The organism is Bradyrhizobium sp. Bra64 (assembly GCF_024519875.1).
Classification (GTDB): Bacteria; Pseudomonadota; Alphaproteobacteria; order Rhizobiales; family Xanthobacteraceae; genus Bradyrhizobium; species Bradyrhizobium japonicum_G.
Genome location: NZ_JALJRD010000005.1, coordinates 339741 through 361139 on the forward strand (window position 1 = coordinate 339741; position 21399 = coordinate 361139).

19 protein-coding genes are annotated in these 21399 nt (G+C 65.0%); 12 read left to right on the plus strand and 7 right to left on the minus strand.

The features are described from left to right. Window positions 1-84 precede the first annotated feature (84 nt). Together NR187_RS18550 and NR187_RS18555 are read right to left on the minus strand one after the other, a co-directional pair. Window positions 85-699, minus strand: a complete 615-nt coding sequence (locus NR187_RS18550) for a TetR/AcrR family transcriptional regulator (RefSeq protein ID WP_372703175.1) — start codon at window positions 697-699, stop codon at window positions 85-87. Window positions 700-786: 87 nt separating this feature from the next. Beyond that, entirely contained in the window at window positions 787-3507 is a 2721-nt protein-coding gene (locus NR187_RS18555; protein ID WP_256807246.1) for an EAL domain-containing protein, read from the minus strand. Window positions 3508-3818: 311 nt separating this feature from the next. Between NR187_RS18555 and NR187_RS18560 the strand changes: the two genes are divergently transcribed. After that, a complete protein-coding gene (locus NR187_RS18560; protein ID WP_211387154.1) occupies window positions 3819-3983 on the plus strand; it encodes a Flp family type IVb pilin in 165 nt (54 codons plus the stop codon). 107 nt (window positions 3984-4090) lie between these two features. Here NR187_RS18560 and moaC read toward each other — a convergent pair whose 3' ends face one another. The 4 genes from moaC to NR187_RS18580 are packed head-to-tail and all read right to left on the minus strand — an operon-like array spanning window position 4091 to window position 8405. Then, on the minus strand, window positions 4091-4651 hold the full coding sequence (moaC, locus tag NR187_RS18565; protein WP_256807247.1) for a cyclic pyranopterin monophosphate synthase MoaC: 561 nt from the start codon (window positions 4649-4651) through the stop codon (window positions 4091-4093). A gap of 1 nt (window position 4652) precedes the next feature. Then, window positions 4653-5471, minus strand: coding sequence for an indole-3-glycerol phosphate synthase TrpC (gene trpC / locus NR187_RS18570; RefSeq protein ID WP_256807248.1), 819 nt, complete (start codon window positions 5469-5471; stop codon window positions 4653-4655). A gap of 7 nt (window positions 5472-5478) precedes the next feature. After that, the gene (gene trpD, locus NR187_RS18575; protein ID WP_211387152.1) at window positions 5479-6492 is read right to left on the minus strand and encodes an anthranilate phosphoribosyltransferase; all 1014 of its coding nucleotides are present in this window, start codon (window positions 6490-6492) and stop codon (window positions 5479-5481) included. Between the two features lie 14 nt (window positions 6493-6506). Further along, a complete protein-coding gene (locus tag NR187_RS18580; protein ID WP_256807249.1) occupies window positions 6507-8405 on the minus strand; it encodes a peptidylprolyl isomerase in 1899 nt (632 codons plus the stop codon). 223 nt (window positions 8406-8628) lie between these two features. Here NR187_RS18580 and tpiA point away from each other — a divergent pair, with 223 nt between their 5' ends. From tpiA to glsA, 7 genes are all read left to right on the plus strand, one after another. After that, window positions 8629-9384, plus strand: coding sequence for a triose-phosphate isomerase (tpiA, locus tag NR187_RS18585; protein ID WP_211387150.1), 756 nt, complete (start codon window positions 8629-8631; stop codon window positions 9382-9384). Window positions 9385-9526: 142 nt separating this feature from the next. Continuing rightward, window positions 9527-9919: a preprotein translocase subunit SecG gene (gene secG, locus NR187_RS18590; protein WP_211387149.1), complete on the plus strand. Its 393-nt coding sequence runs from the start codon at window positions 9527-9529 to the stop codon at window positions 9917-9919. Between the two features lie 166 nt (window positions 9920-10085). Then, window positions 10086-11717 carry a CTP synthase gene (locus tag NR187_RS18595; RefSeq protein ID WP_211387148.1) on the plus strand — a complete coding sequence of 544 codons (1632 nt, stop codon included), beginning with the start codon at window positions 10086-10088 and terminating at the stop codon, window positions 11715-11717. A 78-nt stretch (window positions 11718-11795) separates the two neighbouring features. Further along, complete coding sequence (locus NR187_RS18600; protein WP_211387147.1) at window positions 11796-12122, plus strand: NIPSNAP family protein; 327 nt, start codon at window positions 11796-11798, stop codon at window positions 12120-12122. Between the two features lie 125 nt (window positions 12123-12247). Beyond that, entirely contained in the window at window positions 12248-13096 is an 849-nt protein-coding gene (gene kdsA, locus NR187_RS18605; RefSeq protein WP_211387146.1) for a 3-deoxy-8-phosphooctulonate synthase, read from the plus strand. Beyond that, window positions 13096-14304, plus strand: a complete 1209-nt coding sequence (locus NR187_RS18610) for an MFS transporter (RefSeq protein WP_211387145.1) — start codon at window positions 13096-13098, stop codon at window positions 14302-14304. Before kdsA ends, NR187_RS18610 begins: the two co-directional genes overlap by 1 nt. 219 nt (window positions 14305-14523) lie before the next feature. Then, window positions 14524-16398, plus strand: coding sequence for a glutaminase A (glsA, locus tag NR187_RS18615; RefSeq protein ID WP_256807266.1), 1875 nt, complete (start codon window positions 14524-14526; stop codon window positions 16396-16398). 53 nt (window positions 16399-16451) lie between these two features. Here glsA and queF read toward each other — a convergent pair whose 3' ends face one another. Beyond that, window positions 16452-16940 (minus strand): preQ(1) synthase, encoded by a 489-nt coding sequence (queF, locus tag NR187_RS18620; RefSeq protein WP_211387144.1) that lies wholly within the window; start codon window positions 16938-16940, stop codon window positions 16452-16454. A gap of 125 nt (window positions 16941-17065) precedes the next feature. Between queF and eno the strand changes: the two genes are divergently transcribed. The 4 genes from eno to NR187_RS18640 all read left to right on the plus strand — a co-directional run bounded on the left by eno (window position 17066) and on the right by NR187_RS18640 (window position 21359). After that, window positions 17066-18349, plus strand: coding sequence for a phosphopyruvate hydratase (eno, locus tag NR187_RS18625; protein WP_211387143.1), 1284 nt, complete (start codon window positions 17066-17068; stop codon window positions 18347-18349). A 37-nt stretch (window positions 18350-18386) separates the two neighbouring features. Beyond that, window positions 18387-19520, plus strand: coding sequence for a zinc-binding dehydrogenase (locus tag NR187_RS18630; RefSeq protein ID WP_211387142.1), 1134 nt, complete (start codon window positions 18387-18389; stop codon window positions 19518-19520). Window positions 19521-19634: 114 nt separating this feature from the next. Further along, entirely contained in the window at window positions 19635-20633 is a 999-nt protein-coding gene (locus NR187_RS18635) for an MBL fold metallo-hydrolase (RefSeq protein ID WP_211387141.1), read from the plus strand. Window positions 20634-20807: 174 nt separating this feature from the next. Further along, a complete protein-coding gene (locus NR187_RS18640; protein ID WP_211387140.1) occupies window positions 20808-21359 on the plus strand; it encodes an NADPH-dependent FMN reductase in 552 nt (183 codons plus the stop codon). Window positions 21360-21399 lie beyond the last annotated feature (40 nt).

Sequence of the window (21399 nt, forward strand, 5' to 3'; positions counted from 1 at the left end):
CTTCCTTTCAAGACCGATTGGTCCAGATATTGGCGTGTTGACGGCGGAGGTGCCCAAGGTCGCTATCCCAATGAAACGGGCTGTCTACCTGATGAAGCGGTCGAGAAGAGCGTCGGCGGTGGCTTGCGACTTGCTCCGTGTCGGTGCCGTTTTGCCGACCACGCGCAACCCCTCGACGAAACAGACCAGAATTCCGGCGGCACTTGCAGGCTCGACGCCGTCGGCCAGCTTGCCCGCCGCCTTCGCGCGGGAAAGTGCATCGGCCACCCTGGCCTTCATGGCTTCGAAAAAGCTCGCGATGCGACGCTCAACGTCGGCATCGTGACCGGCCAGTTCCATGGCCGTGGCCACCAGCAGGCATCCACGCCGCCCCTTGGCGCCGCTGGTTCGGTCGACATACCCGGCAAGGAAGGCCCGCAGGCCGTCCACCGGCTCCCGGCGGGACGCCAGTTCAACATCCATCCGTGTCAGGGCATCGGCGATGTAGCGATCGAGCGCACGCAGGAACAGCGAGTGCTTGTCACCGAATGCGGCATACAGGCTGCCACGCGAGAGCTTGGTCGCACGAAGAAGGTCCGGCAGCGCCGTGGCGTGATAGCCACGCGACCAGAACACACCCATCGCGCGTTCGACGGCGGCTTCCGTGTCGAAACCTCGGGGCCGGCCACGGGGTGACTGGACTGTGGCTCGGTGACGCATTTCCGATATATAGACCAAATGGTCTTTAATTCCAAGCGGTCCCCCTGGGCCCCATGAGCTGACGACCGCACCTGTGGGGTCAGATCCCTAGCTCGCCTCGCGGCGGCGGCCTTCCTCGCTACCGCGCTGGGCGAGGCGGCTGCAATGAACTGCGAACAGCTCCAGCACCTGGTCGGCCGGTTTTGCGGCGCTGAACAGATAGCCCTGCATCTCGGAGCAGCCGAGCGCGCGTAGCAGGCGCTGCTGCTCCTCGGTCTCGACGCCTTCGGCCGTGGTGGTCATGCGGCGCGCGGCCGCCAGATTGACGACGGCCTGGACGATGCTGGCGGAGCCGTCGGGGCCGGCGATATCGTTGACGAAGCAGCGGTCGATCTTGATCTTGTCGAACGGGAAGCGGTGCAGATAGCTCAGCGAGGAGTAGCCGGTGCCGAAATCGTCGAGCGCGATGCGCACGCCGATGGCGCGGAGCTGGTGCAGTATCGCAAGCGCGGTGTCGTCGTCGCGGATCAGCACCGCCTCGGTGATCTCGAGCTCGAGCCGGCTCGCGGGCAGATTGGACGCGGCGAGCGCCGCCACGATCTTCAGCGCCAGCGTGCCGCTCTTGAACTGCACCGGCGAGACGTTGACGGCGAGGCGGATGTCGTCGGGCCAGGCGGCGGCGTCGCGGCAGGCGGTGGCCAGCACCCATTCGCCGATCTCGTTGATCAGGCCGGTGTCTTCCGCGATCGGGATGAATTCGGCGGGCGAGACCATGCCGCGTTCGGGGTGGCGCCAGCGGACCAGCGCCTCGCAGCCGGTGATGCGGTCGTCCTTGAGGCTGAGGCAGGGCTGGTAGTAGACCTCGAGGCCGCCATGGGCGATGGCGTGGCGCAGGTCGATCTCGAGCTGGCGCCGCTCGTGGATTTTGGCATCCATGGCCGGCTCGAAAAAGCGATAGGTCCGGCGTCCGGCGGCTTTGGCGGCATACATCGCCATGTCCGCGTTCTTCAGGATCTGGTCGAGCGCCGTGCCGTGTTGCGGCGCCAGCGCAATGCCGATGCTGGCCTCGGTCGCAAGATGATGGCCCATGCAGTCGAAGGGGGCGCGGATGGCCTCGAACACACGTGCGACGAGCTCGTTGACCTGGTCCAGCGATGTCACCGCTCCCTGGATGATGGCGAATTCGTCGCCGCCGAGCCGCGCCACGAAGTCCGCCGGCCCCGCGCAGCGGCGGAGGCTGTGCGCGACCGACTTCAGCAGTTCGTCGCCGACGAGATGCCCGAGCGCGTCGTTGACGCCCTTGAACTCGTCGATGTCAATGTAGTGCACCGCGAGCTGCTCGCCCCCGGCGACGACAGCCAATTCCTCGCGCAGACGCTCGTGGAACAGGGCGCGGTTCGGCAGGTCGGTCAGCGCGTCGTAATGGGCGAGATGGGTGATGCGCTCCTCGATGCGCCGGCGCTCGGTGATGTCCTCATGCGTCGCCACCCAGCCGCCGTCCGCGAGGGGTTCGTTGACGATCTGGATCGAGCGCCCATCGGAGGTGTCGATCACCATGGAATTGCGCGCATGGATGTCGCGCAGGACCCGCGCGACGTACAGGTCCACATCGCCCGTGAACGAGCCGGTGGCCTTGCGGTGCGCGATGATGTCGTGGAAGCTGCAGCCCGGTCTCACGATTTCGGCCGACAGCCCGTACATCTCGATGTAGCGCTGGTTGCATATCACGAGCTGCTGCGAAGCGTCGAACAGCAACAGGCCCTGGGTCATGTTGTTGACGGCGCGATCGAGACGCTGCTTTTCCAGCGTCAGCCGCTCGCGCGAAAGGCGGTGCTGCTCCATGAGCTTGCGCACGATCGCGATCAGCACGCCCGCGATGGCGAGCGCGGAAGAGGCGGCGACCGAGATCAGGATGCCGATCTGCTCGCGCCAATCTGCAAGGGCTGCGGCGCGGGTCGTGGTGGCCATCATCAGAATCGGGAAGTGGGGCAGGGCATGCGCGGAGATCAGCCGGTCCTCTCCGTCGACGGGACTCGTGAAGTGACCGGCGAAGTGATCGAGCCCGAAGACCCTCTGCTGCTCGAACGCGCCGTTCTTGAAATTCCGCCCCATCAATTCGCTGGAGTGAGGATAGCGGGCGAGCAGCGTGCCGTCCCGGTGCAGCATCGAGATCGTGGCGCTCTCGCCGAGCACGACGGGTTCGAAGAATTTCTCGAAATTGGCCGGTTCGATGCCGCGTCCGACCACGCCGATGAACTCGCCGTTCGGTCCGTTGATCCTGCGCACGATCAGGATGGTCCAGGCGCCGGAGACGCGGCTGTACAGCGGCTCGATCAGCACGTCCGGCGAGTTGGGATCGTATTTGAAGGTCCGAAAATAGGCGCGATCGGCAACGTTCACTTTCGGGGCTGGCCATGCCGCCGACGAATTGATCAAATTGCCTTCGGCATCGATGACGTTGACGCCGCCCATATAGGGCAGTGCCTCGATCTTCGAGCGCAGCATCCGGTGGATGTCCTGGCCGGCGAGGCGCTTGCGAAAGTCCTCCACGGTTGCGATGCCGCTGATACGGACGTGGTCGACGAAGTCCTTCTGGATGACGGCGAAATCCTGCAACTGCTGATCGAAATGATGGGCGAGCAGCAGCACGGTATTTTCCAGCTCGCGGGCGGAGTTGCGCAACGCGCGTTCGCGGAAGTTCTGCGCCATCAGCGTCGCGCCGACGGCGATCGCCGCGATCAGCAGCGCGCCGCCCACGACCAGCCAGCGGATCGGCCCGCTGCGCGCGAAGGCCTGGTCAAAAAGGCGACTGCCGAATCTCGTCATCATGCTCGATCGTTGCCGTGCACACGTCAGGGTCATTCTCGGCCCCGAAAGCATCCGTTGGTTTACGGGAACGGGGTGGAGGCAAAGTTAGGAAGGTGGGTTAACGCGCCGTGAACGAACGCGCACAAAAGCGATCGATGCGCGGGACACGAGACGTGCAGGATTTGCCGGTTGCTTGCGCCGGGCCGGTCAATTCCTGCCGGGCATCGCGATGATCAACGCGAGCTTAACCATCTAAGGTGCTGGCGATCCTCATGTCCGCATTGGCACACGAATTGCGAGTGTCTTCGCAACGAAGCAGAGAGGATACGATCATGAAGAATACTTTGAAGAATTTTCTCGCCGACGAAACCGGTGCAACCGCGATCGAGTACGGCCTGATCGCCGCCGGCATCGCGCTTGCGATCATCACCGTCGTGAACGGCATGGGCAGCAAGCTCAATACAAAATTCGGGTCGATCAGCACGTCGCTGAAATAGCGGCGCGCACCAGAGCATTTTCAAGCGAAGTGGGCACCGGTTCGCGTAAAGAAAACGCGTCAAAACAGAAATCCGGAGCTCCGTTCCGATGCAATCGGAATGAGGTTCTAGACGCGGTAATGGCCGGACTTGCCGCCGAGCTTCTCGACCAGGTGGATGCCCTCGATGCGCACGCCGCGCTCGACCGCCTTGATCATGTCGTAGATCGTGAGGCAGGCGACCGAGACGGCGGTGAGCGCCTCCATCTCGACGCCGGTCGGCCCAGTGACCTTCACGCTGGCGCGGACGAGGCAGCCGGGCAGCTTTGCGTCGGGCTCGATCTCGACCGTCACCTTCGACAGCGCGAGCGGATGGCAGAGCGGGATCAGCTCCGAGGTGCGTTTGGCGGCCATGATGCCGGCGATGCGGGCCGTGCCGAGCACGTCGCCCTTCTTGGCGTTGCCGGAGACGATCAGATCAAGCGTCGCCCTGGTCATGACGACGCGTCCTTCCGCGACCGCGAGCCGCTCGGTCGCGGGCTTGTCAGACACGTCCACCATCCGTGCCTCGCCGGAAGCGCCGATGTGGGTGAGGGCAGGGCCGACCCTCCTGGATGGCCTGGTCGCGGAGGACTTGGCCGCGGAGGACTTTCGCGCCGAAGATTTGCGCGCCGAGGATTTGCGCGCCATGTCAGCGCGTACCCGTCGCGAGCGCAGTCTCACGCGCCAGCAGCGTACGCGTGGCGGCGGTCACGTCAGCCTGCCGCATCAGGCTTTCGCCGACCAGAAAGGTCGACATGCCGACGCGCTCGAGCCGGGCGAGATCGGCGGGCGTGAAGATGCCGCTCTCGCCGACCATCAGCCGGTCCCCGGGAATCAGGGGCGCCAATCCTTCACTGGTCGCAAGCGTGGTTTCGAAGGTGCGCAGGTTGCGATTGTTGACACCGATCATCGGCGAGCGGAGTTTCAGCGCCCGGTCGAGCTCGGCCCGGTCGTGGATCTCGATCAGCACGTCCATGCCATAGGCGATAGCAGCGTCTTCGAGATCCTTGGCGGTGGCGTCGTCGAGCGCAGCCATGATGATCAGGATGCAGTCGGCGCCATGCGCACGGGCCTCCGCCACCTGATAGGTGTCGAACAGAAAGTCCTTGCGGAGCACCGGCAGCGATGTCGCCGTGCGCGCTGCCACCATGAAGTCGAGATGGCCCTGGAACGAGGGCGTGTCGGTCAGCACCGACAGGCAGGCGGCGCCGCCGGCTTCGTAGGCCCTCGCGAGCAGCGGCGGATCGAAATCGGCGCGGATCAGTCCCTTCGAGGGCGAGGCCTTCTTGATCTCGGCAATCAGCGCGTAGTCGCCATGGCCGAGCTTGGTCCGGATCGCGCGGAGGAAGCCGCGCGGAGCGGGTTGCGCCTTCGCCGCCGCCTCGACGTCCGAAAGCGGCCGTGCGCGCCTAGCGGCTGCGATTTCCTCGCGCTTGTACGCTTCGATCTTGGTCAGGATGTCCGACATGGGAAACTCAGCCGTTGGAGACCGCGATCAGATGTTTCAGCCGTGCGCTCGCCGCGCCGCTGTCGAGCGACGTTGCGCCGATCGCGACGCCTTCCTTGAGATCCTTGGCGCGGCCAGCCACCACCAGCGCCGCGGCGGCGTTCATCAGCGCCACGTCGCGATAGGGGCTCGGCTTGCCGTCGAGCACGCTCTGCAGCGCAATCGCATTGGCGTCGGCGTCGCCGCCCTTCAACGCACCGGGCTCGCAGCGCGGCAGGCCGGCTTCCTCCGGCGTCACCTCGAAATTCCGGATCTCGCCATTGTGGAGCGCGGAGACGAAGGTCGGGCCGGTGAGGGTGATCTCATCGAGGCCATCGGAGCCGTGCACCACCCAGGCGGATTCGGAGCCGAGATTCTTCAGCACCTGCGCCAGCGGCTGCACCCATTGGCGGGAGAACACGCCGACCATCTGCCGCTTCACGCCGGCCGGATTGGACAGGGGGCCGAGCAGATTGAAGATCGTGCGCGTCGCCAGCTCGACCCGGGTCGGGCCGACGTTCTTCATGGCGGGATGATGGGCGGGGGCGAACATGAAGCCGATGCCGCATTCGCGTACGCAGCGGCTGACCTGTTCGGGCCGGAGGTCGATCTTCACCCCGAGCGAAGCCAGCACGTCGGCGGCGCCCGAGCGCGACGACAGCGCGCGGTTGCCGTGCTTGGCCACCGGCAAACCGGCACCCGAGACGATGAAGGAGGCGCAGGTCGAGACATTGACCGAGCCCGAACCGTCGCCGCCGGTGCCGACGATGTCGACCGCGTCCGCGGGCGCGTCGACCGTGAGCATCTTGGAGCGCATTGCCGCGACCGCGCCGGTGATCTCGTCCACGGTCTCGCCGCGCACCCGCAGCGCCATCAGGAGGCCGCCCATCTGCGAGGGCGTCGCCTCGCCGGACATCATGGCGTCGAAGGCGGACGCCGCTTCCTCACGCGACAGGCTGGCGCCGGTCGCCACTTTTCCAATGATCGATTTCAGGTCGTCCATCGCGTGCTTTCAACTCACTGGTTCGCGCCGGTCACCTGCGCGAAGGCGGCCTGATTGATGCTGGTCCCGATGTCGGTTTCGAGCTTGTTGACATAGGAGGCGACCTGCTCCTCGGTTTGCGCGCGGTCGAGGCCGTCCTTCAGCTTCTTGACCGCGTCGGAAGCGGCGTCGACCGTGGGATCGATGATGTCGGTGACGCGGAACACGATCACCTCGGTGCCGCCGGTCACCGGCGTCTGCCCGACGCCGTCCTTGGCGGCGCGGAAGGCCGCCGCCACGACGGTTGCGGGCACGCTGGCGGGCGAGTCGTCGCGCTTGAAGCCGGTCGCGGTCTCGACCTTGGCGCCGACCGCGGCTGCTTCGTCGGCGAGCTTGCCGCCGGATTCGAGCTTCTGCACCATCTCGGTCGCCTTGGCCTTCAGCTTGGTCGCGATCTGGTCCTGCCGCCAGCGCGCCTCGACCTGGTCGCGAACTTCGTCGAGATTGCGGTCACGGGACGGCGTGATGGCAAGCACGTCGTACCAGACAAAGCCGCCCTTGAACGAGATCGAGTCGTTGTCGACGCCGACGTCGGTGTTGAAGGCCTGGGACACCACGTCGAGGCCCTGCGGGATGTTGGCGACCGCCTGACCGTTCGGGGCGCGGCCCGAACGGTCGACGGCGTCGATGGTCACGGCGGTGAGGCCGAGCTTCTGCGCCGCGTCGATCACGCTGGAGCCGCCGCCGCGCTCGTCTTCCATCTTGTCGCGAAGATCGGCGACCTTGACGCGCGCGCGCTCGGTGGCGATCTCGCGCTTGATGTCGCCGGCAAGGCTGGCGTAGTTCGCCTCTTTGCCCGGCTCGATCTTGTCGACCTTGACGATCGAGGTGCCGAGAGCGCCCTGGATCGGCTGGCTGATCTCCCCCGCGGGAAGCGCGAAGGCGGCAGTCCCGACTGTGGGATCGAGCGAGGATTTGGTCACGAGCCCAAGGTCGATGTCGGAGGCGCTGAGCCCGCGCTCCTTGCCGAGATCTTCGAACGACATCCCGCCGACGAGCCGCTCGCGCGCGGCCTGCGCCTCGGTGGCGTTGGGGAACACGAGCTGCTGGATCTGGCGCTTCTCCGGCGTGCCGAGGCGGTCCTTGCGCTGGTCGAACAGCTTTTTCGCGTCGTCGTCGGAGACCTCGCTCCACTTGCCGATCTCTTCCGGCGAGACCACGACGAAGGCGATCTTGCGATATTCGGGCGCGCGGAACTGGACCTTGTGATCCTCGAAATAGGCGGCGAGCGCCTCGGGCGAGGGCGCGTCGATGGTGCCTGCCTGGCCCGCATCGAGCCTGACGAATTCAATGGCGCGCTGCTCGTTCTGGAAGCGCGTCAGCACGTCGATCATCGCCTTCGGCGGCTCGAGACCGGCGCCGATCGTGCCGGTGATCTGCCGTCGCAGCGAGACCTTGCGCTGGTCGGCTACGTAGCGCTGCTCGGTATAGCCGAAATTGCGGATCATGGCCTGGAAGCGGTTCGGGTCGAAGCTGCCGCCGACGCCCTTGAAGTTGGGATCGCTCATGATGACCTGGCGGATCTGGTCGTCGGACTGGCCGAGCCCGAGACGGCGCGCCTCTTCGTCGAGGGCGGCTTCCGCGATCGTCTGCTGGAGCACCTGGCGGTCGAGGCCGAACGCGCGCGCCTGGTCAGGCGTCAGCGGACGGCCGAACTGACGGCTGATCTGTTGCAGGCGATCGGTGTAGATCTGGCGGAACTCGTTCAGCGAAATCTCGGTCCCGCCGACCTTGGCGACCGTGGACTGCCCGAAGCCTTTGAAGATGTCGGCGATGCCCCAAACGCCGAAACTGACGATCAGCACGCCCATCACCACGGCCATAATGGTCTTGCCGAGCCAGTTTGATGAGGCCTTGCGCATTCCTCGAAGCATTTGGTCCAACTTGTTTGGCAGGAGGGGAACGGGAGCGCGTCTTTAATGCAGATTCCGCAAAAGCGCGTCACCAAATTGATCAATCATCATAAAGTGGCGGCTTTCCCCCCGCAACCTCGGGTCAGGCGGTCGTTCGTAGCTGCGGTTAAAGGCCCGGGGTCTCTGGAACTGCCGCGACACCTCTGCTAGCGCATGCACAAACCTCATTTTGCTGGAAATCGACATGACCGATGCCATCCGACCGCTGATCGCCGGCAACTGGAAAATGAACGGCTTGAAGAGCGCGACTGCCGAATTCGACGCCATGCTCAATGGTGCGGCAGAAGTGCACGGCAAGGCAGATCTCTTGGTCTGCCCGCCGGCGACCCTGATCGCAGCCTTCGCCGAGAGGGCGCGCGGCAAGAACGTCGCGGTGGGGGCCCAGGATTGCCATCCCAAGGCCTCGGGCGCCCATACCGGTGATATCGCGGCCGAAATGCTGGCGGATGCCGGCGCTACCTCGATCATCGTCGGACATTCCGAGCGCCGCGCCGACCACGGCGAGGGCGATGCCCTGATCCGGCAGAAGGCCGAGGCCGCCCGGCGGGCCGGGGCGGTCGCGATCGTCTGCATTGGCGAGACACAAGGCCAGCGCGATGCCGGCCAGACCCTGGACGTCCTGCGCGGCCAGCTCGACGGCTCGCTGCCGGACGGCTCCACGGCGGCGAATCTGGTCGTGGCCTATGAGCCGGTCTGGGCGATCGGTACCGGCCTGACCCCGACGTCCAAGGATGTCGAGCAAATTCATGGCTTTATCCGGGAGTTCCTGACCTCCCGGTTCAAAGCTGACGGCGCCAGGATGCGCGTCCTCTATGGCGGATCGGTCAAGCCCTCGAACGCAGCCGAGCTGATGGCCGTGAAGAACGTCAACGGAGCGTTGGTCGGCGGCGCCAGCCTGAAGGCGGCCGATTTTCTTGCCATTGCGAAGGGCTGCCCCTAGCCAATCTCAAAGCGCGGATACGGGCCCGATCGGGGGTGGCAATGCCGTTTCCGATCGTGTAACACCGCGCAACTTCAGGAAAACCCGCGAAGCGCGATCGGCTGCCGGTACCGGCGCTGTCGGCTTGTGACGGAAGGACACTATGCAGACTGTTGTCATCGTCATCCACCTCATGATCGTCGCCGTCATGATCGGCGCCGTCCTACTCCAGAAGTCGGAAGGCGGCGGCCTCGGCATGGGCGGCGGCGCGGGCTTCATGTCGAGCCGCGGCACCGCGAATCTCTTGTCGCGGACGACCGCGATCCTGGCCGCGGGCTTCTTCCTGACCAGCCTGTTCCTGTCCTGGTATGCCGGCTACAATCGTGCGCCCTCGTCGATCATCGGCACGCCGGCGTCGCAGGGCCAGCCGGCCGGCGGATCGCCGATCGCGCCGCCGACCTCCGGCGGCATCCTGGATTCGCTGAAGAAGGCCGACGAGCAGCAGCAGCAGCCCGCGCCGGCGCCGAGCGGCCCCCAGGTTCCGCGTTCGCAATAAAGCAGGGGGGCCATGCAGGGCGGCTTCTGCCGTCCTGCATCAAAAATCCCCATCAAGGCTCTGTTACCACTCTCAGTTTTGGCTCACCCACAGGCCCGCAGATTATTTGGGGCGGAATACGAATCGCTTTGGCGAATCGAATTCGAGGGATTAGAGGTTAAGCCCCATGGCGCGGTACATATTCATCACCGGCGGCGTGGTTTCTTCGCTCGGCAAGGGTCTGGCTTCAGCGGCACTCGGTGCCCTGCTGCAGGCCCGGGGCTACAAGGTCCGCCTCCGCAAGCTCGACCCCTATCTCAACCTCGATCCCGGGACGATGTCGCCGTATCAGCACGGCGAAGTGTTCGTGACCGATGACGGCGCGGAGACCGATCTCGATCTCGGTCACTATGAGCGCTTCACCGGACGGCCCGCGACCAAGCAGGACAACATCACCACCGGGCGCATCTACCAGGACATCATCTCGAAGGAGCGGCGCGGCGACTATCTCGGTGCGACCATCCAGGTCGTTCCGCACGTCACCAACGCCATCAAGGAATTCGTCCTCTCCGGCAACGACGATTACGACTTCGTGCTGGTCGAGATCGGCGGCACTGTCGGCGACATCGAAGGCCTGCCGTTCTTCGAGGCGATACGCCAGCTCAAGAACGAGTTGCCGCGCGATCACGCCATCTACATCCACCTCACGTTGCTGCCCTACATCCCCAGCGCCGGCGAATTGAAGACGAAGCCGACGCAGCACTCGGTGAAGGAGCTGCGCTCGATCGGCATCCAGCCGGACATCCTGCTCTGCCGTACCGACCGCGAGATTCCGAAGGAGGAGCGCCGCAAGCTCGGCCTGTTCTGTAACGTACGCGAAAGCGCGGTGATCGAGGCGCGCGATGCCGACAGCATCTACGCCGTGCCCGAAGCCTATCACAACGCGGGCCTCGACGACGAAGTGCTCGCCGCCTTCGGCATCGGCTCGCGAATCCCGCCGGTGCTCAAGAGCTGGCAGCAGATCAACGAGCGCATCCGCAATCCCGAGGGCAACGTCACCATCGCCATCGTCGGCAAGTACACCGGCATGAAGGATGCGTACAAGTCGCTGATCGAGGCGCTTTCGCATGGTGGCATCGCCAACAAGGTGAAGGTCAATCTCGACTGGATCGAGAGCGAGATCTTCGAGAAGGAAGACCCCGCGCCGTTCCTCGAGCACGTCAATGGCATCCTGGTGCCGGGCGGCTTCGGCCAGCGCGGCGCCGAAGGCAAGATCCGCGCGGCGCAGTTCGCGCGCGAGCGCGACGTGCCGTATTTCGGCATCTGTTTCGGCATGCAGATGGCCGTGATCGAGGCCGCGCGAAATCTGGTCGGCATCGAGGAGGCCAACTCAACCGAGTTCGGCCCGACCAAGGAGCCGCTGGTCGGCCTGATGACGGAGTGGCTGCGCGGCAACGAGCTCGAGAAGCGCTCCAAGGCCGGCGATCTCGGTGGCACGATGCGCCTCGGCGCCTATCCTGCCGCGCTCAACCGCGGCAGCCGCGTCTCGCAGGTCTATGGCGGCGCGACCGAGATTTCCGAGCGCCACCGTCACCGCTACGAGGTCAACACCGCCTACAAGGATCGCCTCGAGCAGCACGGCCTGAAATTCTCGGGCCTCTCGCCCGACGGCGTGCTGCCGGAGATCGTCGAGTATGAGGATCACCCCTGGTTCATCGGCGTCCAGTTCCATCCGGAGCTGAAATCGCGGCCGTTCGAGCCGCATCCGCTGTTCGCGTCCTTCATTCAGGCGGCGATGGTGCAGAGCCGGCTGGTCTGATTTCCCCGCCTTTGACGATCGCGCCATTTGTTGCGACAACTCCCTGCCGCAAGAACAACAATGCAGGAGTGAACTCCGATGATCTATGAAATGCGCATCTATCGCTGTGTGCCCGGCCGCCTGCCGGCGCTCTTGAAGCGGTTCGAGACGGTGACACTGAAGCTCTGGGAAAAGCACGGCATCAAGCAGGCCGGCTTCTTCACCACTCTGATCGGTGAATCGAACCAGGAGCTGACCTATTTCCTGGCTTGGGACTCGCTCGCCGATCGCGAAGCGAAGTGGGGCAAGTTCATGACCGACCCGGACTGGATGAAGGCACGCGCCGAGAGCGAGGCGGACGGCCAGATCGTCGGCAATATCGTCAGCCAGCTGCTGACGCCGACGGCCTTCTCGTCGGTCAGGTAGCGTCTCCCGCCGCGGGAAGCATTGCGGGGAACCCCGCGCAACCCTGATATTCAAACAGCCCGGGCCGAATAGGGTTGATCCGCCCTTCATCGCCGCTATGGTCGCGGCGAAACGAGGGATTTGCCTTGAGCTCATCGACGTCAGCGGCGCCGGTCGTCACCGTCGGCACGGTCAAATTCGGCAATGATCTGCCGATCTCGATCATTGCCGGGCCGTGCCAGCTCGAAAGCCGCCAGCATGCGCTGGAGGTGGCCTCCGCGCTGAAGGAGATCGCCGCGCGGTTGAAGATCGGCCTCGTCTACAAGACCTCGTTCGACAAGGCCAACCGCACCAGCGCATCCGCCGCGCGCGGGCTGGGGCTCGCGCAATCGCTGCCGATCTTCGCGGAAATCCGTTCGTCGCTCGGCCTGCCGGTCCTGACCGACGTGCACGAGGCCACGCAGTGCGCCGACGTGGCGCAGGCCGTGGACATCCTGCAGATCCCGGCGTTCCTGTGCCGGCAGACCGATCTGCTGCTGGCCGCGGCCGCGACCGGCAAGGTCGTCAACGTCAAGAAGGGGCAGTTCCTGGCGCCCTGGGACATGGCCAACGTCGTCACCAAGATCACCAGCGCGAACAATCCCAACGTGCTCGTCACCGAGCGCGGTGCGTCCTTCGGCTACAACACGCTGGTGTCCGACATGCGCGCCTTGCCGATCCTGGCGCGCACCACCGGCGCTCCGGTGATTTTCGATGCCACTCATTCGGTGCAGCAGCCGGGCGGGAAGGGGACCTCCTCCGGGGGCGAGCGCGAATTCGTGCCGGTGCTGGCACGCGCGGCTGTCGCCGTCGGCGTTGCCGGCGTCTTCATCGAGACCCATCCCGATCCCGATCGCGCGCCGTCCGACGGACCCAACATGGTGCCGCTGCGCGAGTTCGAAGGACTGATCCGTAAGCTGATGGCGTTCGACGCCATCGCAAAGAACCCGCGCTGATGCAGCAAGGCGAGGCGCGGCCGCACGATCACGGCCTGCCGGCCGCCCTCTACGTCATCTCCGGTGCAAGCTTTGCCGCAGCGCTCTCCGCGCGCGCGCTCGATCCGGTGCTGCCGCACGTCGCCGAGGATTTTGGCGTCAGCATCGCGACCGCTGCCGGCTTTGCCGCGGTGTTCGCCTTCACCTTCTCGATCATCCAGCCGATCGTCGGCGCCGCCGCCGACCTGTTCGGCAAGACGCGGCTGATGATCGGCTGCCTCGCGTTGCTCGGCCTTGCCAACATCCTGGGTGCGTTCTCGACCTCGTTCTCGGTTCTGTTCGCAACCCGCATCCTCGCCGGCATCGGCTCCGGCGGCGTGTTTCCGGTGGCGCTCAGCCTGACCAGCGATCTCGTCGGGCCGGAGAAGCGCCAGGTCGCGATCAGCCGCACGCTCGCGGGCGCGATGACCGGCAATCTCCTCGGCGCCTCCGCCTCCGGCCTGATCGGCGATTTCCTCGGCTGGCGCGGCGTGCTGGCGGTGCTCGGTGTGCTCGTGATCGTTGCCTCGATCGCGGTCGCCGCCGGTTTTCGTGGCGCCAGGGTCAAGCACCCGCCAAAGACCAGCCTGTCGGCGCTGAAGGCCGGCTATCGCACCATCTTCACCAACCCGAACGCCTATGTGTGCTATTCGGCTGTTTTCATCGAAGGCTGCTGCGTGCTCGGCCTGTTTCCCTACATCGCTTCGTTCCTGTTCGAGCTCGGGCAGACATCGCTCTCGATCGCCGGAATCGTCATCGCGGGCTTTGCGGTCGGCGGCCTGTTCTACACGCTGACGGTGTCGCGCCTGCTGCCGTGGCTGGGCATGAAGGGCATGATGATCGCGGGCATGACGCTGGTGGCCTCGCAGCTCGTTGTCGTCGCCTTCGGCCCTCGCTGGGAAGTGCAGGCGCTCAATCTCGTCGTGATGGGATGGGGCTTCTACATCGCCCATGGTTGTCTGCAGGTCTTCGCCAGCGAGCTCTCGGCCGAGGCCCGTGCGACCGCGCTGTCGCTGCATTCGTTCTTTTTCTTCATGGGACAGACGGTGGGGCCGCTCGCTTATGGCCTCGGTCTCCAGCACGGTGGCAAGATGCCGACCCTGTTTGCGAGCGCAGCGATCATGGTTGCGCTCGGCTTCGTCTGCGCGCGGCTGCTCAAGCCGCGAGCCCCGGCTGACGCGCGGCCCTGACGGAAGTATCGAACTACCGCTCTTCGCAATCGAGCTGGATCAACCGCTGAGCTTGCGGTCGGAAGCATGAGGCGGGAATTGCCCCGGGGTTGGCGGCGATCTTGTTGTTCGCCGCTGTTTGGTCGCGAAAACGCGCAATTCGCGTCACCGTGCCACGGGTGCCTCTGCATGCATGGCACGCGGATTGCTTCGATTTTGAGCAAAACCGAAGGTGACACCGTGGATGCCCAGCCCAGCCGTTCGCCCAGCGTTGCCGGTTCGACCCGATCGACCGGATATCCCACGAGACCACCGCTGCGGCGTTTCCTGACCGATTGCTACGAGGAATTCAGGACCGACAATTCTGGCGAGCTTGCCGATTACATTCCCGAATTGACGCGCGCCAACCCCGGTCATTTCGGCGTTGCGCTCGTCACGATCGACGGCCACGTCTACGAGGTCGGCGACAGCGCAGTGCCGTTCACGATCCAGTCGGTCTCGAAAGCCTTCGTCTTTGCCCTTGCGTTGGAGACGGTCGGCGAGGAGCGTGTCGCTGCAACCATCGGGGTCGAGCCGAGCGGCGAAGCCTTCAATTCGATCCGGCTCACCAACGACAACCGTCCCTTCAACCCGATGGTCAATGCCGGCGCGATCGCATGCTCGGGACTGATCTACGGAGTGGACGGGAAGGGCGCCTTCGAGCGCGTCCGCTCCAAGCTCAGCCAGTTCGCCGGGCGCGAGCTCGGGGTCGACGAGGCCGTGCATGTCTCGGAGACCGCGACCGGCAACCGCAACCGCGCCATCGCGTGGCTGCTGCGCAATTACGCGGTGCTGCCGGACGACGTCGATGCGGTGCTCGATGTGTATTTTCGGCAATGCGCGATCCTGGTGACCGCGCGCGATCTGGCCGTGATGGCGGCCACGCTCGCCAATCGCGGCATCAATCCGGTGACAGGCGTGCAGGTGATCACGCCGCACATCGTCGCGCGCACGTTGTCGGTGATGACGAGCTCGGGCATGTACGACTATGCCGGCGAGTGGACCTATCGCGTCGGGATTCCCGCCAAGAGCGGCGTCGGCGGCGGCATCGTCGCGGCGCTGCCTTCGCAATTGGGGCTCGGTACCTTCTCGCCGCTGCTCGACAATCATTTCAACAGCGTGCGTGGCCTGAAGGTCTGCGAGGCGCTGTCGGCGCGGTTCGACCTGCACATGCTCAACCGCAATGCCGACGTCCGCACCTGCATCATGGCCGATTACGACGTCTACGGCATCTCCTCGCGCCGCAGCCGCCCGCCGCACGAGCAGCAGATCCTCGATGATCGCCATAGCGACATCCGCATCCTCGAGCTGGTCGGCGCGCTCAATTTCGGCACCATCGATTACGTCACGCGAAGGCTCACCAGTGAGCCGCCGAACGCGCCGCTGCTGATCATCGATTTCCGCCGCGTTCCGGATATCACTTCGGCCGGCGCAGAGCTTCTGGGCGAGACCCTGACGGCGCTCGGCAATGCCGGCATCACCACGATCCTGTCGGGCTTCGAGGAGACATCGGCGGTGTGGGCCGCGATCTCGGCGCGCACGGCGGAGCCACGCCGGCTGCGCCGCTTTGCGCTGCTCGACGATGCCATCGAATGGGCCGAGGACCAGGTGATCTACCGCTTCGGTGGCTTCACCGACGTGAAGGAGAGCGCGCATCTCGGCGAACAGGCGCTGCTGGCCGAGCTCGACACCGACGAGATCGCCGCCATCGTCAAGCTGTCCACCACGCGCCACTATTCCGCCGGTCAACGCATCATCGCCGCCGGCGAGCCCGCCAACTCATTGTTCTTCTTGCAGAGCGGCATGGTCAGCGTAAAATTGCGGAGCGGCGTGCGGCTGGCCTCGCTCGGCCCCGGCATGGAATTCGGCGAGATGGCGATCCTGGAGCAAGGCCGCAGCGCCGATGTGTTCGCCGACACGCCGGTGACCTGCCTCGAACTGCCGCTCGACAGCTTTGCGGACTACCGACGGCTGCACCCCGAGACCTCGCTGAAGATCATGCGCAACCTCGCAGCCATCCTGGCGCGGCGGCTGGTGTTGGCGAATGCGAAGGTGGATCTGCTGAGCGCTTATTAGGGATCGGCCTCATTGCCGCGCAGCCAATGGCCGGCCGCAGGTCCCGTTCGTGGCTAACCCCGCCCGCGATACGGCGCGACGCCTTGCTCCGGCACCCAGAGCCCCTTCGGCGCGCGTCCGGTCTGCCAGAACACGTCGATCGGGATGCCGCCGCGCGGATACCAATAGCCGCCGATGCGCAAGAATTTCGGCTTGATCTCGCTGGCGATGCGCTTGCCGATCATCACGGTGCAGTCCTCGTGGAAGGCGCCGTGATTGCGGAAGCTTGCGATGTAGAGTTTCAGCGACTTCGACTCCAGCAGCCACGCACCCGGCGCGTAGTCGATCATCAGATGCGCGAAATCCGGCTGTCCCGTGACCGGACAGAGCGAGGTGAATTCCGGCACGGTGAAGCGCACCAGGTAATCGGTACCCGCCTGCGGATTGGGCACGCGATCGAGCTTCGCCTTCTCGGGCGCATCCGGCCATTCCACCGCGCGGCCGAGTTGCAGGGCAGCCGGGTTCGAGCGTGAGTTCTTCGATTTGCTGGGATTTTTCGACATGAGGCCGCCTCCGTGCGGCCCTCTTAGCCAATCATCGTGCGGCCGTCACCCGGCCTTTTCCGCTTCGATGCATTGCGGTAGAAGCACCGCCAACTGCCCCCTCCGTTCCCCGAAAAGAGGCCCTCATGACCGCCATCATCGACATCATCGGACGTGAAATCCTGGATAGCCGCGGCAATCCCACCGTCGAGGTCGACGTCGTGCTGGAAGATGGCGCGCTCGGCCGTGCCGCGGTGCCGTCCGGCGCCTCCACCGGCGCCCATGAGGCGGTGGAACTGCGCGACGGCGACAAGGCCCGCTATCTCGGCAAGGGCGTCACCAAGGCGGTCGGCGCCGTCAACGGCGAGATCTTCGAGGCCCTGAGCGGCCTCGATGTCGAGCAGCAGGCCCAGCTCGACCAGATCATGATCGACCTCGACGGCACGCCGAACAAGAGCCGGCTCGGCGCGAACGCCATCCTCGGCGTCTCGCTGGCCTGCGCCAAGGCAGCCGCGAACTCGCTCGACATGCCGCTCTATCGTTATGTCGGCGGCACCTCGGCGCGGCTCCTGCCGGTGCCGATGATGAACATCATCAATGGCGGCGTGCACGCCGACAACCCGATCGACTTCCAGGAGTTCATGATCCTGCCCGTCGGCGCGTCCTCCTTCGCCGAGGGCCTGCGCTACGGCGCCGAGGTCTTCCACACGCTGAAATCGGAGTTGAAGAAGGCCGGCCACAACACCAATGTCGGCGACGAGGGCGGCTTTGCCCCGAACCTGCCGTCGGCCGACGCCGCGCTCGAATTCGTCATGAATGCGATCGGCAAGGCCGGCTACAAGGCGGGCTCCGACATTGTGATCGGCCTCGATTGCGCCTCGACGGAGTTCTTCAAGGACGGCAAGTACGTCTATGAAGGCGAGGGCAAGACCCGCTCGATCTCCGAGCAGGCCAAGTATCTTGCGGACCTCGTCTCGCGCTATCCGATCGTCACCATCGAGGACGGCATGTCGGAAGACGACATGGACGGCTGGAAGGAGCTCACCGACCTCGTCGGCAAGAAGTGCCAGCTGGTCGGCGACGATCTCTTCGTCACCAACGTCAAGCGCCTCGCCGAGGGCATCAAGGCCGGCCGTGCCAACTCGATCCTGATCAAGGTCAACCAGATCGGCACGCTGACCGAGACGCTCGCCGCCGTCGAGATGGCGCACAAGGCCGGCTATACCTCGGTGATGTCGCACCGCTCCGGCGAGACCGAGGATTCCACCATCGCCGATCTCGCCGTCGCCACCAATTGCGGTCAGATCAAGACCGGCTCCCTTGCACGTTCCGATCGCACCGCCAAATACAACCAGCTCCTGCGCATCGAGCAGCAGCTCGGCAAGCAGGCGCTCTACGGCGGCAAGGCGGCACTGAAGGCGCTGGCATAAGCCAGCGCTTCACCAACACGGACAGGGGAGGATCGACATGAGCGACGGCAAGACCGGCCTGCAACTGCGTTCGCTGATTAAGAAGAGCGGTGAGCTCGAGATCTCGCTCCTGGACGTGCCGACGCCCGAACCGGGCCCGGACGAGGTCGTCGTCCGCGTCGAGGCGGCGCCGATCAACCCGTCCGACCTCGGGCTCCTGATCGGCGCAGCCGATATGAGCACGGCGAAAGCGTCGGGCGGCAAGGATGCCCCCGTCATCACCGCGAAGGTGCCGGAAGGCGCGATGCGGGCGATGGCGGGCCGGCTCGACGAATCCATGCCGGTCGGCAACGAGGGCGCCGGCGTGGTCATCAAGACCGGTTCGTCCGATGCCGCCAAGGCGCTGATGGGCAAGACCGTCGCCATGATCGGCGGCGCGATGTATACCCAGTACCGCACGCTGAAACTGCGCGAGTGCCTGCCGCTGCCTGAAGGCACCACGCCGGCCGAAGGCGCCTCCTGCTTCGTCAATCCGTTGACCGCCCTCGGCATGACCGAGACGATGCGGCGCGAAGGGCACAAGGCGTTGGTGCACACGGCCGCGGCTTCCAATCTCGGCCAGATGCTGAACAAGATCTGCATCAAGGACGGGATACCGCTCGTCAACATCGTCCGCAGCAAGGAGCAGGCCGATATCCTGCACAAGATCGGCGCCAAACATGTCGTCGATTCCACGGCGCCGAGCTTTCTCGGCGATCTCACCAATGCGCTGGTCGAGACCGGCGCCACCATCGCCTTCGATGCGATCGGCGGCGGCAAGCTCGCCGGCGACATCCTCAACTGCATGGAAGTCGCGATCAACAAGACCGCGAAGGAATACAGCCGCTACGGCTCCAACGTCCACAAGCAGGTCTACGTCTACGGCGGGCTCGATGTCCGCCCGATCGAGCTGCCGCGCGGCTTCGGCATGGCCTGGGGCGTCGGCGGCTGGCTGCTGTTTCCGTTCCTGATGAAGATCGGTCAGGCGGACGGGGCAAAGCTGCGCCAGCGCGTCGTCGACGAATTGAAGACGACGTTTGCCAGCCACTACACCAAGGTGGTGTCGCTTCAGGAAGCGCTCGATCCCGCCAACATCGCGGTCTACGCCAAACGGGCCACCGGCGAAAAATTCCTCATCAACCCAAATAAATAATCGTGATGTGCGGCGGCACGTCACCGAAAGAAGGTCTTGCCTTCTGAGCGCGGCGGGGGATTATTCCGCCGCCAATGAAAGCGGAAAACCGCAGTGCTCAGAAGGGGACTTTCCATGACTGACCTCAATCGCCGCCACCTGCTCGCAGGTGCCGCTGCCGTTGGCGCGGCTGCCGTTACCGGGCTTCGGCCGAATATTGCGAATGCCTCAGTGCCGCAAACTGGCACGCAGGCGCCGGGCTTCTATCGCTACAAGGTTGGGTCCTACGAGTGCACCTCGATCAATGACGGTGCGCGCACCTTCCCGATGCCGGACAAGTTCGTCGTCAACGTGCCGAAGGACGAGGCGCTCGCCGCGGGCGAGGCGTCCTACATGCCGAAGGGTATGGTCACGGTGCCGTTCAATCCGCAGCTGATCAACACCGGCAGCAAGCTCGTGCTGATCGACACCGGCAACGGCGTCGCCAATCTCGAGCCCAGCAAGGGCGCGGTCGGCCGCACGCTGCAAAATCTCCAGGCTGCCGGCGTCGACCCGAAGAGCATCGACGTCGTGCTGCTGTCGCATCTGCATCCCGACCACACCAACGGCATCCGTTTGGCCGACGGCGCACTCGCCTTCCCGAATGCCGAGATCATGGTGCCGGGCAAGGACTGGGAGTTCTGGACCAGCGAGGAGAACGCCGCCAAGGCCGAGCCCAACGCGATGATGAAGAACTACTTTGCCAACGTGAAGAAGACCTTTGCCGGCCTCGAATCCAAGGTCACGAAGTACGATTGGGGCAAGGAGGTCGCGCCGGGCATCACCTCGATCGCGACACCGGGCCACACGCCGGGTCACACCTCGTTCGCGGTCGCCTCGGGCGATGCCAAGGTGCTGATCCAGTCGGACGTCACCAACATTCCGGAATTCTTCCTGCGCAATCCGGACTGGCACGTGGTGTTCGACACCGACGCCGCGATGGCGCAGGCAACCCGCCATAAATTCTACGACATGGCGGCGGCCGAGAAGGCGACCGTGATCGGCTTCCACTTCACCTTTCCCTCGGTCGGCCATGTCGAGAAGGACGGCGCCAAGTACCGCCTGATCCCGTCGGCGTGGAATCCGACGATCTGATCCGGGCTCGACGTTTGCGCGAAGGATCGGGCCGCCGTCTGGCGGCCTGATTTTTGGGGCGATTGTTTCAGAAACGCAGTGTTTCCAAATCGGAGGGGTCCATGCACTTGCATCCATCCCCCGAGGTCGCTTAAGTGCCGCGCGGCACTTCCCTCAAGCTTTCAAGGACACCCCATGGCCTACAACATCGTCGCGATCGCCGGCAGCCTGCGCAAGGACAGCTTTTCGCTGAAGATCGCCAATGCGCTGGCAAAGCTCGCGCCGGCCTCGCTCAAGCTCGAGGTCGTCACGCCGGCGGGCATCTCGTTCTTCAACCAGGATCTCGAGGGCGCGCCGCCGGCCGACTGGCTGGCCTTCCGCGAAAAGCTCCAGAGGTCTGACGGCGTTATCTTCGTCACCCCCGAATACAATCGCGCGATCCCGGGTGTTCTCAAGAACGCGATCGACGTCGCCTCGCGGCCCTACGGCAAGAGCTCGTTCAACGGCAAGCCGGTCGGCATCGTCTCGAACTCGCCGGGCCCGCTCGGCGGCGTCAGCGCTGCCAAGACGCTCCAGAACATCCTGCCGGGCATCGCCGGCCCGATCATGCAGCAGCCAGAGATCTATCTGAACGCAGTCGGCGACGCTTTTGATGCCGACGGCAATCTGGCCAAGGACTCGCTGAAGGGTGTGCTCCAGGCCTATATCGACGCCTTCGCCACGCACGTCGCAAAGCACCACGGCTGAAGCCGACACCCAAGTCTTCGTCATGCCCGGGACAACCCCG